This is a genomic window from Pseudomonas fluorescens, assembly GCF_902497745.1.
In the GTDB taxonomy this organism is placed as follows: Bacteria; Pseudomonadota; Gammaproteobacteria; order Pseudomonadales; family Pseudomonadaceae; genus Aquipseudomonas; species Aquipseudomonas fluorescens_BM.
On record NZ_CABVHJ010000005.1, the window covers coordinates 239,018 to 255,923 of the forward strand.

Annotated in this window: 16 protein-coding genes; 6 read left to right on the forward strand and 10 right to left on the reverse strand. The window is 58.4% G+C overall.

The annotated features are described in order from the left end of the window. Positions 1 to 115: 115 nt before the first annotated feature. Positions 116 to 1,096: a TIGR02285 family protein gene (locus F8N44_RS10085; RefSeq protein ID WP_191630882.1), complete on the reverse strand. Its 981-nt coding sequence runs from the start codon at positions 1,094 to 1,096 to the stop codon at positions 116 to 118. Continuing rightward, entirely contained in the window at positions 1,023 to 2,222 is a 1,200-nt protein-coding gene (locus tag F8N44_RS10090) for a CaiB/BaiF CoA transferase family protein (protein ID WP_150650199.1), read from the reverse strand. The genes F8N44_RS10085 and F8N44_RS10090 overlap by 74 nt, the downstream gene beginning before the upstream one ends. Before the next feature lie 146 nt (positions 2,223 to 2,368). Between F8N44_RS10090 and F8N44_RS10095 the strand changes: the two genes are divergently transcribed. From F8N44_RS10095 to F8N44_RS10105, 3 genes are all read left to right on the forward strand, one after another. After that, a complete protein-coding gene (locus F8N44_RS10095; protein ID WP_007908961.1) occupies positions 2,369 to 2,911 on the forward strand; it encodes a YaeQ family protein in 543 nt (180 codons plus the stop codon). Between the two features lie 55 nt (positions 2,912 to 2,966). Next, positions 2,967 to 4,676: a single-stranded-DNA-specific exonuclease RecJ gene (gene recJ / locus F8N44_RS10100; RefSeq protein WP_150650200.1), complete on the forward strand. Its 1,710-nt coding sequence runs from the start codon at positions 2,967 to 2,969 to the stop codon at positions 4,674 to 4,676. Between the two features lie 268 nt (positions 4,677 to 4,944). Continuing rightward, positions 4,945 to 6,051 carry an NADH:flavin oxidoreductase/NADH oxidase gene (locus F8N44_RS10105; protein ID WP_095119340.1) on the forward strand — a complete coding sequence of 369 codons (1,107 nt, stop codon included), beginning with the start codon at positions 4,945 to 4,947 and terminating at the stop codon, positions 6,049 to 6,051. A 206-nt stretch (positions 6,052 to 6,257) separates the two neighbouring features. Here the strand turns inward: F8N44_RS10105 and F8N44_RS10110 are convergent, their stop codons facing one another. Continuing rightward, a complete protein-coding gene (locus F8N44_RS10110; RefSeq protein WP_150650201.1) occupies positions 6,258 to 7,886 on the reverse strand; it encodes a glucan biosynthesis protein D in 1,629 nt (542 codons plus the stop codon). Positions 7,887 to 8,289: 403 nt separating this feature from the next. On the opposite strand from F8N44_RS10110, the gene F8N44_RS10115 reads away from it, so the two are divergent. Further along, positions 8,290 to 8,475 (forward strand): hypothetical protein, encoded by a 186-nt coding sequence (locus tag F8N44_RS10115; protein ID WP_102357616.1) that lies wholly within the window; start codon positions 8,290 to 8,292, stop codon positions 8,473 to 8,475. On the opposite strand, the gene F8N44_RS10120 is transcribed toward F8N44_RS10115, so the two are convergent. Beyond that, the gene (locus F8N44_RS10120) at positions 8,472 to 8,678 is read right to left on the reverse strand and encodes a hypothetical protein (protein WP_150650202.1); all 207 of its coding nucleotides are present in this window, start codon (positions 8,676 to 8,678) and stop codon (positions 8,472 to 8,474) included. The two genes, F8N44_RS10115 and F8N44_RS10120, sit on opposite strands and share 4 nt — an antisense overlap. A 76-nt stretch (positions 8,679 to 8,754) precedes the next feature. Continuing rightward, positions 8,755 to 9,270: a Bro-N domain-containing protein gene (locus F8N44_RS10125; protein WP_150650203.1), complete on the reverse strand. Its 516-nt coding sequence runs from the start codon at positions 9,268 to 9,270 to the stop codon at positions 8,755 to 8,757. A 482-nt stretch (positions 9,271 to 9,752) separates the two neighbouring features. On the opposite strand from F8N44_RS10125, the gene F8N44_RS10130 reads away from it, so the two are divergent. Further along, the gene (locus tag F8N44_RS10130; protein ID WP_150650204.1) at positions 9,753 to 10,334 is read left to right on the forward strand and encodes a ComF family protein; all 582 of its coding nucleotides are present in this window, start codon (positions 9,753 to 9,755) and stop codon (positions 10,332 to 10,334) included. Positions 10,335 to 10,339: 5 nt separating this feature from the next. After that, a complete protein-coding gene (locus tag F8N44_RS10135; protein WP_150650205.1) occupies positions 10,340 to 10,897 on the forward strand; it encodes a hypothetical protein in 558 nt (185 codons plus the stop codon). A 153-nt stretch (positions 10,898 to 11,050) separates the two neighbouring features. On the opposite strand, the gene F8N44_RS10140 is transcribed toward F8N44_RS10135, so the two are convergent. The 5 genes from F8N44_RS10140 to ydcS form a co-directional block, all read right to left on the reverse strand. Then, a complete protein-coding gene (locus tag F8N44_RS10140) occupies positions 11,051 to 12,475 on the reverse strand; it encodes a gamma-aminobutyraldehyde dehydrogenase (protein ID WP_150650206.1) in 1,425 nt (474 codons plus the stop codon). Positions 12,476 to 12,643: 168 nt separating this feature from the next. Continuing rightward, entirely contained in the window at positions 12,644 to 13,453 is an 810-nt protein-coding gene (locus tag F8N44_RS10150; protein WP_150650207.1) for an ABC transporter permease, read from the reverse strand. Next, positions 13,443 to 14,363 (reverse strand): ABC transporter permease, encoded by a 921-nt coding sequence (locus tag F8N44_RS10155; RefSeq protein WP_412071510.1) that lies wholly within the window; start codon positions 14,361 to 14,363, stop codon positions 13,443 to 13,445. Before F8N44_RS10155 ends, F8N44_RS10150 begins: the two co-directional genes overlap by 11 nt. A 16-nt stretch (positions 14,364 to 14,379) precedes the next feature. Then, complete coding sequence (locus F8N44_RS10160; protein ID WP_150650209.1) at positions 14,380 to 15,417, reverse strand: ABC transporter ATP-binding protein; 1,038 nt, start codon at positions 15,415 to 15,417, stop codon at positions 14,380 to 14,382. Between the two features lie 271 nt (positions 15,418 to 15,688). Further along, positions 15,689 to 16,840, reverse strand: a complete 1,152-nt coding sequence (gene ydcS, locus F8N44_RS10165) for a putative ABC transporter substrate-binding protein YdcS (RefSeq protein WP_150650210.1) — start codon at positions 16,838 to 16,840, stop codon at positions 15,689 to 15,691. Positions 16,841 to 16,906 lie beyond the last annotated feature (66 nt).

Genomic DNA, 16,906 nt, shown 5'->3' on the forward strand with positions numbered 1-16,906 from the left:
GGATCAAGCATTGTGCTCCGGTGCTTGTCGCTTGCTGCTACGGGTCCTTATGTAGGCCACGTTTAACCCCGAGTCGTCTCCCCACTTCTCGGGGTTTCTTTTGTCTGCGATTTGCCTACTGCGCGGCCTGGCGTTCGAAGAACGCGCGGGCCTGATCCAGATAATCCGCTTGTCGCTCGGGGTCCAGCCACGCGGCGTAGAGCTGATTGAGATGCTCGTGAGGCAGGGTGCGCAGCAGTTGGTTGATCTCGCTGATGGCCTGACGTCCTTGGGTGGTGTCGGAACACGCCACGTAGCCTGAGAGATATTTTCCCGTGCCGCGAATCGGATAAAACTCCAGTTCATCCTCGGCGATCTGCGCCTGCCTGGCCTGATAGCGGATTTCCGGCCAGTAACCCAGCACCACCTGCAACCGGCCCAGACGCTGCATCGACAGCAGATTGGTCAGCGCATCGTTACCGTAATGGGGCGTCAGTGCGCCGCTGGGTGCCTGATGCAGAATGTTGTCGATGAATTCGCCATAACTGCGCTCAGCGACCACGCCGACTTTTCTGTCGATGGCGGTCAGCAACGCCGACAGGTCGACTTCGCCGTCCACCAGATAAGGTTCAAGAACCGAGCGATCTTGCTGGCGCACCACCAGACCATTGCTCACGGCGCGGATCGCCGGAATCGAATACGCGACCCACTGCGCGCGCTCCTTGTTCCACAGCAGTGCGGGATCGCAGGCAAACGGGTTTTCATGAAGCATCTGCAGACCACGGGCGCGATTGACCCGCATCAGCGTGTGTTCGTATTGCGGCATGCCGGCGATCAGCAACGGCATCAGTTGGTCGATCACGCCCTGACCCTTTTTCGGGCCTTCGAAAATGGTCAGTGGCGGCAAGTCGCGCAGCAGCCATATCAGCGTCGGTTTCGCCTGCGCTCCGGTCGACAGGATGAGCAAAAACAACAGGCCGAACAGCCGCCACGTCCACCAATGGTGGGCGCGGTTGGTGTGCGATGGCGACCGGCGTTTCAGCTTAAATGGCTCCGACTTCGCGCAGCTTGGCGATCTGTTGCTCGTCGTAGCCAAGGTCGTGAAGTACCTGCGCATTGTGTTCACCCAGTTGCGGCCCGACCCATTCTGAACTGCCCGGTGTCTCAGAGAGTTTCGGCACAATGCCCGGCATCTTGAAATCTTTGCCGTCGGGCAGTTTCGCGTGCAGGAACATCTCCCGGGCCAGATACTGCGGATCGTTAAACATGTCCTCGGCGCTGAAGATCCGGCTGACCGGCACCTCGGCCTGATTGAGCAGGTCGAGCACGGTTTGCAATGGCAGCGAATTGACCCAGCGATCGATCACGCCGTACAACTCGTCGCGGCGATTGTCACGGCCATCGTTGCTGGCCAGCGTCGGATCGTTGGCCAGATCTTCGCGGCCGATGATCAGCATGAAGCGTTTGAAGATCGCGTCACCGTTGGCGCCGATCTGCACATGTTTGCCGTCAGCGCTGGTATGAATCGAAGAGGGTGTAATGCCCGGCATGATGTTGCCGGTGCGCTCGCGGATAAAACCGAACACGTCGAATTCCGGCACCATGCTTTCCATCATCGCGAAAATCGCTTCGTACAACGCCACATCGACAACCTGGCCTGTGCCGCCGTTGACTTCGCGATGACGCAGCGCCATTAACGCGCCGATCACGCCCCACAGCGCGGCTATCGAATCGCCGATGGAAATGCCGGTGCGCACCGGCGGCCGGTCTTCGAAACCGGTGATGTAGCGCAGACCGCCCATGGACTCGCCAACCGCGCCGAAGCCTGGCTGATCTTTCATCGGTCCGGTCTGACCGAAACCGGACAGGCGCACCATTACCAGTTTCGGGTTCAGCGCGTGCAGGGTTTCCCAACTCAGGCCAAGTTTTTCCAGCACGCCGGGGCGAAAGTTCTCGATCAGGATGTCCGCTTCACTGAGCAGTTTTTTCAGGATCGCCAAGCCGTCAGGGTGTTTGAGGTTCAGCGTCAGCGACTTTTTATTGCGTGCCTGGACGAACCACCACAAGGATGTGCCTTCGTACAATTTGCGCCATTTGCGCAGCGGATCACCGCCGTCCGGTGACTCGATCTTGATCACTTCGGCGCCGAACTCGCCGCAAATACGCGAGGCAAACGGCCCGGCAATCAATGTACCCAATTCAATGACTTTCACACCGCTGAGCGGTTTGTTGGCGAACGGCATACTGAATCCTGTAGGACAAGGCTAAGCAGATACAGCGTTTTAACATAGCCGGCTGTCAGACGCCGCAGGTTGATCGCCATCAATTCGATGATTGCCTACCGCATCGGTTAGACTTGCCGACTTTCCTCGTATCAAGAAGCCCGTTCATGGCCCAGCCGTCCACTACCTACAAGTTTGAACTGAACCTCACCGACCTCGACCGCAGTGTCTACGAGAGCGTCAAGCAGACCATCGCCCGTCACCCTTCGGAAACCGAAGAGCGCATGACCGTGCGACTGCTGGCCTATGCGCTCTGGTACAACGAGCAGTTGTCGTTTGGCCGTGGTCTGTCAGACGTGGATGAACCTGCGCTGTGGGAAAAGAGCCTGGATGATCGCGTCCTGCACTGGATCGAAGTGGGCCAGCCTGACGCCGATCGCCTGACCTGGTGCTCGCGTCGCACCGAGCGTACCAGCCTGTTGGCTTACGGCAGCCTGCGCGTTTGGGAAACCAAAGTGATCCCGGCGATCAAGAACCTGAAGAACGTCAACATCGCCGCCGTCCCGCAGGAAGTGCTGGAGACGCTGGCCAAGGACATGCCCCGCGTCATCAAGTGGGACGTAATGATCAGCGAAGGGACGATCTTCGTTACCGACGACCGTGGTCAGCACGAGGTCCAGTTGCAATGGCTGCAAGGTGAGCGCGGCTGATCCAGCGCCCTCAACTGATTAATCCCACGTATTAAAGAGAAGTCTCTGTCACCCCATGCGTATCGAACCTCGTCAACTGCCTGCCACGCTGCCCTTTCTGGGTGATATTCCGCCGCTGCTGACCCGCCTGTACGCGGCGCGGGGCGTGCAGTCCGAGGCGGAGCTGGACAAGAGTCTGGCGCGGTTGATCCCGTTTCAGCAGCTCAAGGGCATCGACGCGGCGGTGGACTTGCTGGTGACAGCGCTGGAACAACGCCAGCGCATTCTCATCGTCGGCGACTTCGATGCGGACGGCGCGACGGCCAGCACGGTTGGCATGCTTGGTTTGCGTCTGCTCGGTGCGGCGCACGTCGATTATCTGGTGCCGAACCGTTTCGAATATGGCTATGGCCTGACCCCGGAAATCGTCGAAGTGGCGATGACCCGCGAGCCGCATTTGCTGGTCACCGTGGATAACGGCATCTCCAGCGTTGAAGGCGTGGCCGCCGCCAAACGCCATGGCCTCAAAGTGCTGATCACCGACCACCACTTGCCGGGCGATGAACTGCCACAGGCCGATGCGCTGGTCAATCCGAATCAGCCCGGTTGCGAGTTTCCGAGCAAGGCACTGGCCGGCGTCGGGGTGATTTTTTATGTGTTGATGGCGTTGCGCGCGCGTTTGCGCAGCCTCGGTTGGTACGAGAACAAGCCGCAGCCGAACATCGGTGAACTGCTGGATCTGGTGGCGCTGGGCAGCGTCGCCGACGTGGTGCCGCTGGACGCTAACAACCGGATTCTGGTGCATCAGGGGCTTGAGCGAATTCGCGCCGGTCGCGCACGGCCGGGGATCAAAGCGATCCTTGAAGTGGCCAAGCGTGACGCTGCACGCATTACCTCCACCGACCTCGGGTTTATCGTCGGCCCGCGCCTGAATGCCGCTGGACGGCTGGATGACATGAGCCTGGGCATCGAATGCCTGCTCACCGCCGACGCCAACCTGGCCCGGGAAATGGCTGCGCAACTGGACGGCATGAACCAGGATCGCAAATCCATCGAGCAGGGCATGCAGCGTGAGGCGCTGGCGCAGCTCAAGGACTTGCCGGTGGAGTCGATGCCGTTTGGTCTGTGCCTGTTCGATCCGGAATGGCACCAAGGCGTGATCGGGATTCTCGCGTCGCGCATGAAAGAACGTTATTTCCGTCCGACCATTGCCTTTGCTGATGCGGGCGATGGTTTGCTCAAGGGCTCGGGGCGCTCTGTTCAGGGCTTCCACATCCGTGACGCACTGAGCGTTGTCGCGGCGCAGCATCCGAACCTGATCGCCAAATACGGTGGCCACGCGATGGCCGCCGGTCTGACCTTGCCGCAAGAGAATTTTCCGCTGTTCGCCGAGGCATTCGACGCTGAAGTGCGTAGGCAACTTCGCGAGGAAGACCTGACCGGGCGCATGTTGACCGATGGCACGCTGGCGGTTGAAGAGTTCCACCTTGAACTGGCCCGTGCCCTGCGCCATGCCGGGCCTTGGGGGCAGCACTTTCCTGAGCCGCTGTTTCATGGTGTGTTTCAGTTGGTTGAGCAGCGAGTGGTCGGTGAGCGGCACCTGAAAGTGGTGCTGAAGAGCGAGTGTGGCTCGGTGAAGCTGGACGGTATTGCGTTTGGCGTTGATCGCGATATCTGGCCCAACCCGACGATTCAGTGGGTTGAACTGGCTTACAAGCTCGACGTTAATGAGTTTCGCGGGAATGAGACTGTACAACTGATGATTGCCCACATCGAACCGCGCTGACGCCTTCGCGAGCAGGCTCGCTCCCACAGGTGCGGTGTTGTCCTTGTGGGAGCGAGCCTGCTCGCGAAGGCGGACTTTCACACACAGAATCACTCTGAACCCTCCCTCATCCGCGGTTGTCGACTAGGCTCTAAGCACTGCTTGATTGGCCTTGTGACGTCTTGTCGAATTTTTTGCCCGCGGGGGCGGGTGCTGCACCTTTTTCCTGTCACTCGTCGACTATTCAAACAGAACCCTGGAGCCTGCCCACCGATTTGAGAGGTGCCCCATGAGTCTGCTGCTTGAACCCTTCACCCTGCGCCAACTGACCCTGCCCAACCGCATCGCCGTGTCACCGATGTGCCAATACTCGAGCGTCGATGGCTTGGCCAACGACTGGCATCTGGTGCATCTCGGCAGCCGTGCGGTGGGCGGCGCCGGCCTGGTATTCACCGAAGCCACGGCGGTTACCGCCGACGGGCGGATTACCGCCGAAGACCTTGGCCTGTGGAACGACGAACAGATCGAACCGCTGCAGCGCATTACCCGATTCATCACGTCGCAAGGCGCAGTCGCCGGCATTCAACTGGCCCACGCCGGGCGTAAGGCCAGCACCCACCGGCCGTGGATCGGCAAACATGGCAGCGTCAAACCCGATGATGGCGGCTGGACACCGGTCGGGCCGTCGCCGATTGCCTTTGACCCGCAACACACTCAACCGAAACAGCTCGACGAAGGGCAGATTGCTGACGTCATTCAGGCATTTGTCGATGCCGCAAAGCGCGCGCTTAAGGCGGGTTTCAGCGTGGTTGAAGTACACGCCGCGCATGGTTATCTGCTGCATCAATTTCTCTCGCCGCTGAGCAATCAGCGCCGCGATCAATACGGTGGTTCGTTTGAGAACCGTATTCGTCTGGTGCTGCAAGTGACTGAAGCGGTGAGGGCGGTCTGGCCTGAGGAGTTGCCGGTGTTTGTTCGCGTGTCGGCGACTGACTGGGTGGAAGACGGCTGGAATCCGGACGAAACCGTGGAGCTGGCGCGACGTCTGCACACTCTGGGCGCCGATCTTATCGACGTATCGTCGGGCGGGACGGCGGCCAACGCTGAAATCCCCGTCGGGCCGGGTTATCAGACGCGTTTCGCCGAACGCGTACGCAAAGAGTCAGGCATCGCCACCGGCACCGTGGGAATGATTACCGAGCCGGCACAGGCCGAGCACATTCTGCGCACCTGTCAGGCCGACATCATCTTCCTCGCCCGCGAGCTGCTGCGGGATCCGTACTGGCCGCTGCATGCCGATGATGATCTGGGTGGACGCAAAGCGGTGTGGCCGGCGCAGTATCAGCGTGCGACCCATCGGGATCAGCCGATTCATGAGTCTGATCTGCGCGATTGAGTTGGTAGCGGTAAAGCAAAAAGCCCCGGTCAGTGATGGCCGGGGCTTTGTTTTTTATCTGCTGAATGTGTTTTGCCTGTGCAGCCTTCGCGAGCAAGCTCGCTCCCACATTGGATCGATGTCGGTCATGATTTTTGTAATCGGCCGAGATCAACTGTGGGAGCGAGCTTGCTCGCGAAGAGGCCCGCCCAAACGCTAGAGAATCATCAAGGGTACTTACGCTTATCCGGCGCCGGCGGGAAGTACTGGTACAACCAGGTCTCGCTCAACGTGCGGTCATTGGTGCGAATAAACAACCGCAGCTCCACCGGCTCCACGCTGTCATTGGTCGGGTACCAATCGAACAGAATCCGGTAACCCTTGATGTCATCCAGCACCAGCACGCTGAAGTCCTGCACCTTACCGTTCGAGCATGTCACCACCGGCTCGATCCCGGTGCCTTGTGGCAGGCGATCCAGCCCGCCGCCGGTGAAGTCCACGGCAAAACGACGTGCCCACACCGGTGGGTAATGCTCGCCCGGTGCCCAGCCTTCTACGAAACCACCCATGCCCGAACGGGTTGCCTGCACCCGTGCCAACGGCGTGCTCACCGGCGGCAGTGCGCTCCAGTAAAGCTTGTAGCCGTAGTTCAGCGAATCGCCGGCAGCCACCGGTTTTTTCGGTGTCCAGAACGCCACGATGTTATCGAGGGTCTCGCCGGTAGTAGGAATTTCCAGCAGATCGATAGAGCCTTCGCCCCACGCGGTGGTCGGTTCTACCCACAGGCTTGGGCGTTTGCTGTACCAGTCGACAGTGTCCTGATAGTTGGCGAACTCATGGTCGGTCTGTACCAGACCGAAGCCCTTCGGATTGGTATCGGCAAACGCATTGAATTGCAGGGTCGCCGGGTTGTTCAGCGGACGGCAGATCCACTCGCCGTTGCCGCGCCACATCGCCAGGCGATCGGAGTCGTGGATTTGCGGGTGAATGGTGTCGCACATGCGGCGTTCGTGGTTGCCACAGCTGAACATGCTGGTCATCGGCGAGATGCCCAATTGCTCGATCGCGGTGCGCGCGTTGATGTGCGCATCGATCTCCATCACCACGCGCTCGGCCTGGCAATCGATGTCGAAGCGGTAAGCGCCGGTCGCGCTCGGCGAGTCGAGCAAGGCATAGACCACAAAACGCGTGGCGTTCTTGTCCGGGGTCTCGAACCAGAACTTGGTGAAGTCAGGGAATTCTTCGCGTTTTTTCGCGTACGTGTCGATCGCCAGACCGCGCGCCGAGAGGCCATATTGGCCAGTGGCGTCTACCGCACGGAAATAGCTGGCGCCGAGGAACGACAACACATCGTGACGATCCAGCTCCGGCGCTTTGAACAGCTTGAAGCCGGCAAAACCGAGGTCACCCTTGAGCTGCTGGGTGTCGACTGAAGTGTTTTCATAGTTGAACAGTGCCGGGCGGAAATGCACTTCGCGGGCAGTGCGCGTCTTGGCGTCGACGCTGTACATGCGCACCGGCTGACGGAAGCCCATGCCGACGTGGAAGAACTGCACGTCCAGCTGGCCCTTGTTTTCCTTCCACAGCGAATGCTCGCCGTCGTAACGGATCGCGTTGAAGTTCTGCGGGGTCATGGTCGCCAGGGTTGGCGGCAGCACCTGTTTGGTGTCCTGATAGGCGCTGCCGGCCAGTTGCTTGGCCTGGCGCTTCAGCGCTTCGAAGTCGAAGGCCTGAGCCTCGCCATCGGCGGCGCCTCCATTGGCCGCCCACGCACGGCTGGCCAGCAGGCCAGTGGCTGAAAGACCGGTGTAAGCCGCAATGGCCATGGACGCTTTGAGCAAATTCCTGCGGTGCATAAATACAACCTGTCGTGTGCAATCCCGCGCCGTTCCTGGCACGTGCTGGATCAGAAATAACGGTTCGGACAAGCCTTCGGCCAAACGCAACGGACTATTAACAGATGCCCGCTAGCTTAAACGGTTCGCTCGCAATGCAAAATTCGTTGATTCACTGCGCGAGTGTGTCAATGAAACAAGACATGTCGGTTAAAAATCTGACAGGGCGTTCTGATTTACACGGCATATCTGCTTTTTTCGACTAATTACTCTAAAAACCGCTTTTCAGCGCCGATTTAATTTCTATTCTATGGGCATGACCGGTGCGACTCATCTGACCGGTAGGGCACACGGCGCTGCAGTAAGGGGCAGGGCGATGTGGTGTTTAAGCAATTCTTTGCAGTATTAGAGAAGGACATCGTCCATGGCAAAAATCCAAGGCATCACCGACATGTTGGGCATCTTTCCCTGCCTGGGCAGCGGGCGCAGAAGGCGTCGGCTCAGCTCTGACGAACTGAAACTGGTGGAGCGCTATCGAGAGCTTTCGGAGAGTGACCGGATCGCGATGCGGTATCTGGTGGATGCGATGAGGAGTGTTTCGCGGTTTTAACGCTGGGGTAGGCACCGTGAAAGCCATTTGGCTTTTACGGTGGCCAGATCAATCAAATTGCCTGCGTCGGCATCGTCGATGCCGACGGCAATGGCTTTCTGAAGATCGGCACAGTCGTTTAGTTTCAGGTAAGAGATCGCAAAGCTTTCATCACAGGGAATGATTTCCTCAATCTGAGGAGATTTGAGAACAGTTCTACTCATCTGAATTCAATTCGCTAGAGGTGGACATGCTAAACCTGTGGCGAGGGAGCTAGCTTCCTCGCCACAGGTTTTTTGTTTATGAGCCTTGGCTGCAAATGCCCAGAACCGGATACGGCCGCTGGCCGTGCATCAACTCCGGCACATCCCGCCATTTGACCCACGCCTGCTGTTGCCAGTGCAGCAGCGGCACGGTAACGCCTGCCCAATGCATTGAGCTTAAGCTCGGGTGGTTTTCCACAGGGCTTGATTGGGTTTCGCGCAGCATCGGGATGACTTCATGGCTCAGCCATTGGCGCAGGTGTCGGTTTTCCGGGACGAAGTGATGGACGAGCAGGGCGAACAGGCCGGACTCGCTGACCATCGCGCAATCGATGATTTCGCCGTCCCGACGTAGGAGGACATGGCGACGCTGGTCGGGATCGAGTTTCAGGGTGAGGCGTTCGTTTAGCGGATAGCCCATCAAGCGACCGAGATCTTGAACACAGAACCAGGCTTCGTGATCTTGCATGAAGGCGTGGAGGAAGCGGTTGTGGCGGGTGAACACGGGGGGGGGGAAGTGCGAGTGTGTTTCAGATGAATTTGACGTGTGCATTTCTGACTCCATGTTGAAATGAGAGTCGCCACGAATCCTTCGAAAGATTTGGGTGGCGAACCGTGCGGCGTTCGAAGTCGGAACATTCTCGATCAACATGTAAGCCGAGAGGCCCGCGCCACACGGCCCGCCATAAAGCGAAACTGACAGACAGAAATGCCTGGGTTTCTATGGTGGGCGCAGAGCGTCATGTTGATGGTGTCCCGGCTTCGACCCCGGATCGCTGAATTAACAGCGACGGGATAGAGCCTATCGGTCAGGCGCTTGCGGCGACAAGTCTACTCTTTCGCCGCACAGCGTAGGAAATGGGGCTTTTTCAGGAAGGCTGCGTCTGTAGGAAATGCCTGTTTTTGCATAGGAGCTAGCGAGACCGCCCCTAACCAGTGTTTTTTCCGTTATTTGTTTGAATCTTGCGCATCGCTGCAGATGCCTGGCCCCTGGTTTCAGGGCTCAAAGGATTGCTATGAATAAAGGAGAATTCAATGAAGGTGTCTCTCAAGCAGATCAACGGCCCTTGGGATCAGGGCTGGGTGCTGGACAAACACATGGTAAGTAGTACCTTTCTTGGCAACGATGATCGCGGACACCCATGCTTCGATAATCAGCGCACAGAGATTGGCGAGGCGACCTACCAGCTCAAATACCAGAAGGATTGGACTCAGGTCAGTCCACTTGCCCAGGCAGTAGCGACAAATGTGTTCCCAAAATTGAATCAGGTCGGGTTTGTAGTGCCTATGCCCGCTTCAAATATTCGTCAGCGACAACCGGTAACTGAGGTTGCCCAAGCGTTGGGAAGAATTATCGGGCGGCCGGTTTTCACGGATTTGCTTCGAAAAGCGACCACGGGAAAGTCGCTCAAGGATTTACATTCGAAAGCAGACAAGGTTGCTGCGATTGGAGACAGTTTCAGCGTCAATGATGAAATTACCACTGATGGGCGCTGGAATGTTTTGGTTGTAGATGATTTATTTGATAGCGGGGCGTCCATGGACGCGGCCTGCGCTGTTCTGCGTAAATATCCGAAAGTAGGGAAAATTTACGTCGCAGCGCTAACTTGGAAGTGAATTCAATGACCACTGTATTTATTGCTGGCTCTATCAACATCAAGAACCTTGATCCGAAGGTTAAAGAGCGCATCAATAATATCGTCGCGTCAGATTTTGAGGTGGTGGTTGGGGATGCAGGTGGCGCCGATACCTCCATTCAGGAGTACCTGCTTAGTCTCGAACGATCCAGAACCACGGTGTTCTGCAGCGGTTCGGCGCCGAGGAACAACCTTGGGCACTGGCCCGCCAGAACAGTCGACTCCAAGCATTCGAAAGGGTCGAGAGCCTTCTTCACCGAGAAGGACGTCGTCATGGCCGAAGCAGCCGACTACGGTTTGATGATCTGGGACGCAAAGAGCACCGGCACGCTCAGCAACGTCATTGAGTTGTTGTCGAGAAAGAAGAAGACGCTTGTTTTCGTCAACAAGGAAAAGGAATTCAAAGTGGTCGGAGACGTCAGTCAGCTCGAAGAGTTGATTGCATTCATGTCCGATCACGCCAAGCAAAAAGCCAACGAAAAAATCAAACTGTTCGATCGTATTTCCTTGCTGAAGCACGATCAGGCAGAGCTTTCTTTTTGATGGTTTTTCTCGGCTTTCCTGAACCCCGGCACCTTGTCGGTGCCGAGGTCAAAAACTCTTAGCGACTCACCTTCCAGGCATTCCCAGCCGGCGCCTTGCCATGGTCATACGGCTTGCCAATCCACATATAAACCAGGCCTGCTGGCGATGCTTTTAGTGCTTGAACATCACATGCCGAACGATGGTGTAGTCCTCCAGCCCATACATGGACATGTCTTTCCCGTAACCGGACAATTTCTGACCGCCATGGGGCATTTCGCTGACGAGCATGAAGTGCGTGTTCACCCATGTGCAGCCGTACTGCAAACGCGCTGACATGCGGTGCGCGCGTCCGACGTCCGCCGTCCACACCGAGGAGGCGAGGCCGTAGTCCGAATCGTTGGCCCATTCCAGCGCCTGCGCTTCATCGGTGAATTTGGTCACGGAAACCACCGGCCCAAACACTTCGCGGCGAACGATTTCATCGTCCTGCTGCGCATCGGCCAGCACGGTCGGCTCGAAGAAGAAGCCGTTACCATCAACAGCCTTGCCGCCAGTGATCAAACGAATGTGCGACTGCGCCACAGCACGCTCGACAAACCCGGCAACGCGGTTGCGATGTTGCGCGGTGATCAACGGCCCCAGTTCAGTCGACGGATCATCCTGCAAGCCATACTTGATACTGCTGACTGCCGCGCCGAGTTTCTCGACAAACTTGTCGTAGATGCCCTCCTGCGCATAGATCCGGCACGCGGCGGTGCAATCCTGCCCGGCGTTGTAGAAACCGAAGGTGCGAATACCTTCAACCGCCGCATCGATATCGGCGTCATCGAAGATGATTACCGGCGCTTTGCCGCCCAACTCCATGTGCATACGTTTGATGCTGTCGGCGGTGCTGGAAATGATGTTGGCACCCGTGGCGATGGAGCCGGTCAGCGAAACCATGCGCACTTTCGGATGGGTAACCAACGGACTGCCAACGGTAGGACCGCGACCAAATACCAGATTGAGTACACCAGCCGGGAAGATTTCCGACGCCAGTTCGACCAGACGCAACGCGGTCAGCGGCGTTTGTTCCGACGGCTTGAGCACCACGGTATTACCGGCAGCCAGCGCCGGGGCGATTTTCCAGGCGACCATCATCAGCGGGTAGTTCCATGGCGCGATCGAGGCGATCACACCCACCGGATCGCGGCGGATCATCGAGGTGTGGCCGGGCAGGTATTCGCCACCGGCCGAGCCGCTCATGCAACGGCTGGCGCCGGCGAAGAAGCGGAACACGTCTGCAATCGCCGGGATCTCGTCGTTGAGCGCGGCGCTGTAGGGTTTTCCGCAGTTGTCGGATTCCAGTTTGGCCAGTTCTTCGCCGTGGGCTTCGATGGCGTCGGCGAGTTTGAGCAACAGCAGCGAGCGGTCTTTCGGCGCGGTTTGCGACCAGTCGGCGAAGGCGTTGTCGGCGGCGCGCACGGCGGCATCGACCTGAGCTTCGCTGGCTTCGTTGATTTCAACCAGGACTTCGCCGAGCGAGGGATTGAGCACCGGTTGCGCCGGGCCTTCGCCGTTGACCAGTTGGCCGTTGATCAAGAGTTTGGTTTGCATGCTTTTGTCCTCTTTGAATCTATTATTTTTCTGCCGAAACCGGATTGAAACTGTGGGAGCGAGCCTGCTCGCGAAAGCGGTGTATCAGTCGACATCAATGTCGGATGTGGCGGCCTCTTCGCGAGCAGGCTCGCTCCCACAGGGGGATTTTTGGTGTCTGTTAGATATTTATTTACCGCCACTGCCGGCGACGCTTTCGCCACCGCGTGTCAGGTAATACGCGCCGAGGATCGGCAGCATCGTCACCATCATCACCAGCATCGCGACGACGTTGGTCACCGGCACATCCCTTGGCCGGCTCAGTTGATTGAGCAGCCACAACGGCAACGTGCGCTCATGCCCGGCGGTAAACGTGGTGACGATGATTTCGTCGAACGACAGCGCAAACGCCAACATGCCGCCAGCGAGCAATGCCGAGCCAAGGTTCGGCAGGATGATGTAGCAAAAGGTCTGCCAGCCATCGGCGCCGAGATCCATCGAGGCTTCGATCAAACTGTGCGAAGTGCGGCGCAGGCGGGCGATGACGTTGTTGTAGACGATCACCACGCAGAAGGTCGCGTGGCCGACGATGATGGTGAACATCCCCGGCTCGATTCCCAGTGTCTTGAACGTCGCCAGCAGCGCGATCCCGGTGATGATCCCCGGCAACGCAATCGGCAAGATCAGCATCAGCGAAATGCCTTGTTTGCCGAAGAAATCGCGGCGGTACAACGCTGCTGAAGCCAAGGTGCCGAGCACCATCGCAATCAACGTGGCAATGGCGGCGATTTGTAGCGACAGCTTGATCGACTCCAGAACATCCGGCCGCGAAAACGCCACGCTGAACCAGTGCAACGTGAAGCCCTTCGGCGGAAAACTGAACGCGGCTTCCTCGGTGTTGAAGGCGTAAAGGAAGATGATCAGGATCGGAAAGTGCAAAAACACCAACCCGCCCCAAGCTGCGATCTTCAGACCCAGTGATGCTTTCTCAGAGCGCATCGAAAGCCCCCAGTCGTTTGACGATGGACAGGTAAACCGCGATCAACACTATCGGCACCAACGTAAACGCCGCCGCCATCGGCATATTGCCGATCGCACCTTGCTGTGCGTAGACCATGCTGCCGACAAAGTAGCCCGGCGGCCCGACCAGTTGCGGCACGATGAAGTCGCCCAAGGTCAGCGAAAACGTGAAGATCGAACCGGCGGCAATGCCCGGAATCGACAGCGGCAAAATCACCTGCATAAAAGTCTGACGCGGCTTCGCACCAAGGTCAGCGGAGGCCTGCAACAGTGACGGCGGCAGACGTTCCAGCGACGCCTGAATCGGCAGGATCATGAACGGTAACCAGATATAAACGAACACCATGAACCGCCCCAGATGCGAGGTCGACAAGGTGCTGCCACCGACGCCGGGAATCCCCAGAATGAACTGCAACACCGGTTCCAATCCCAGGTGCTGCACGAACCACTGCGCCACGCCGCCCTTGGCCAGCAGCAACGTCCACGCATACGCCTTGACGATGTAACTGGCCCACATCGGCATCATCACCGCGATGTAGAAAAACGCCTTGGTCTTGCCCGTGGTGTAGCGAGCCATGTAGTAGGCAATCGGGAACGCGACGATGGCGCTGGCAATCGACACAACGATGGCCATGCTCAGTGTGCGCAGGATGGTGTCGAAGTTCGACGGCTGAAGCAGTGCGGCAAAATTCGCCAGGGTCAGGTCAGGCGTGACCGCCATGGTGAAGTCGTCAAAGGTGTAGAAACCCTGCCACAACAGCACCAGCAGCGAGCCGAGATAAATCGCGCCAAACCACAGCAGTGGTGGAACCAGCAGCATCGACAGATACAGGTTCGGCTTGCGGTAGAGCAGGTTGGAAAACCGGCGCAATGGCGGCGATGCAGTCATCGCGAGTGTGCTCATGTCACACCCCGCTCGCCACGGTGTCGTGCAACGGAATCATCGCTTCCCGCGCCCAACGCGCGCTCAGACGCTGGCCGGTCTGATGCTGCGCGCTGCTGTCGATCCATTGATTGTTGGCATGGCTGATGTTGAGGGGCTGGCCGTTTTCCAGCCTCAATTCATAGCGTGTGGCGCTGCCCTGGTACTGGATTTCGTGGAGCAATCCGCTGACTTCGATCTCGTGGCTGGCCAGCGGGCCTTCGGCAAACCGCACGTGTTCCGGGCGGATTGAAAACGGCTGCGGATGGCCGCTGATTTCACGGGCCAGATCGCCGCGAATCACGTTCGAGGTGCCGACGAATTCAGCGACAAACGTGGTGGTCGGTTTCATGTACAGATTGCGTGGTGTGTCGACTTGTTCGATGCGGCCCTTGTTGAATACGGCGACGCGATCGGACATCGACAGCGCTTCGGTTTGATCGTGAGTGACGAAGATGAAAGTGATGCCGAGCTGGCGTTGCAACTTCTTCAATTCACTTTGCATTTGCTCGCGAAGTTTCAGATCGAGCGCACCCAAAGGCTCATCGAGCAACAGCACGCGCGGGCGATTGACCAAGGCGCGGGCGAGGGCGACACGCTGGCGCTGACCTCCGGACAATTGCACCGATTTGCGTGCGCCGTAACCGCCGAGGGCGACCATGTCCAAGGCTTCTTCGGCGCGCTTGTGACGTTCGGTTTTGCCGACGCCTTTGACCTTCAAACCGTAGGCGACGTTGTCGAGGACGTTCATGTGCGGGAACAGTGCGTAATCCTGAAACACCGTGTTGACGTCACGTTGATACGGCGGCAAACCGGCCGCTTCGGCGCCGTGGATACGGATCGAGCCGGCGCTCGGTTGTTCGAACCCGGCGATCAGGCGCAGGCAGGTGGTTTTGCCCGAGCCGGATGGGCCGAGCATGGAAAAGAACTCGCCGTCCTCGATATCGATGGAAACCCGGTCAACGGCCTTCACTTCGCCGAACTGCCGGGAAACGTTGGTGAACTGGACTGCAAGCGTCATGGTGCGGTGCTCCGGTAAAACGGGCTTTCAAAAAAGTCGTGTATGCGTCGAAAAGATCGCAGCCTGCGGCAGCTCCTACAGTAGGTGTGCAGGGCGCTGAAATTGCTTTTAGCTCCCTCTCCCTCTCCCTCCGGGAGAGGGCGGGGGTGAGGGCGGCTTTATTGGCCGTTACTCTGAGATCAAGAGCAAAGTCAAAAGCTACCCCCTCACCCCAGCCCTCTCCCCCAGGGGAGCGAGGGGGAAAGGGAGCTAGACCGAGGTGCTCCCGGGCTTAGCGGCCACCCATGATCGCAATGTAGTCCTGAGTCCAGCGGCTATACGGCACGAACTTGCCGCCTTCAGCCTGCGGGGTTTTCCAGAAGGCGATCTTGTCGAACTGATCGAAGCCATTAGTCTTGCAACCTTCAGCGCCAAGCAACTCACTCTCCTTGCACGCCGCAGGAACGGCTGGCAACGAACCAAACCAAGCCGCCACATCACCCTGTACTTTCGGCTTCAGCGACCAGTCCATCCACTTGTACGCGCAGTTCGGGTGCTTGGCCTCGGCGTGCAACATGGTGGTGTCGGCCCAGCCCGTAGCGCCTTCTTTCGGAATGGTCGAAGCAATCGGCTGCTTCTCGTTCATCAAACCGTTGACCTGATACGGCCATGCGCTCGACGCCACCACGCCTTCGTTTTTGAAGTCGCTCATCTGCACCGTGGTGTCGTGCCAGTAGCGGTGGATCAGCGGCTGCTGCGCGCGCAGCAGGTCGAGCACGGCTTTGTACTGATCTTCGGTGAGTTGGTACGGATCCTTGATGCCCAGTTCAGGCTTTGTCGATTTCAAATACAGCGCCGCATCGGCGATGTAGATCGGGCCGTCATACGCTTGCACGCGGCCCTTGTTCGGCTTGCCGTCGGGCAGATCCTGCGCGGCGAACACCACGCTCCAACTGCTCGGTGCGGTCTTGAATACGTTGGTGTTGTACATCAGCACGTTCGGGCCCCACTGGTACGGGGTGCCGTAAGTCTGCTGGTTGACCACGTACCACGGCGCATCTTTGAGGCGCGGGTCGAGGGTGTTCCAGTTCGGGATCAACGCGGTGTTGATCGGTTGCACACGCTTGCCGACGATCAACCGCAGCGACGCATCGCCCGACGCGGTGACCAGGTCATAACCGCCCTTGGCCATCAGGCTGACCATTTCGTCGGAGGTTGCAGCGGTCTTCACATTGACCTTGCAGCCGGTTTCCTTTTCGAAACCGGTGACCCAGTCGTAAGCCTTGTCGCTCTCGCCACGTTCGATGTAACCCGGCCACGCAACGATATCCAGCTGACCTTCGCCAGCGCCGACAGCCTTAAGCGGCTCGGCAGCTTGCAGGCTGGCGCTGGCCAGCAGGGCCGTGGTGATTGCACTGAGCAAAGCGGTCTTGTGCACGAACATGGTTGAACCCTCTTCTTTAAATTATGGTCGGGGCAGTTGTGAACGCGGTGAAGCATGCCGTTGACG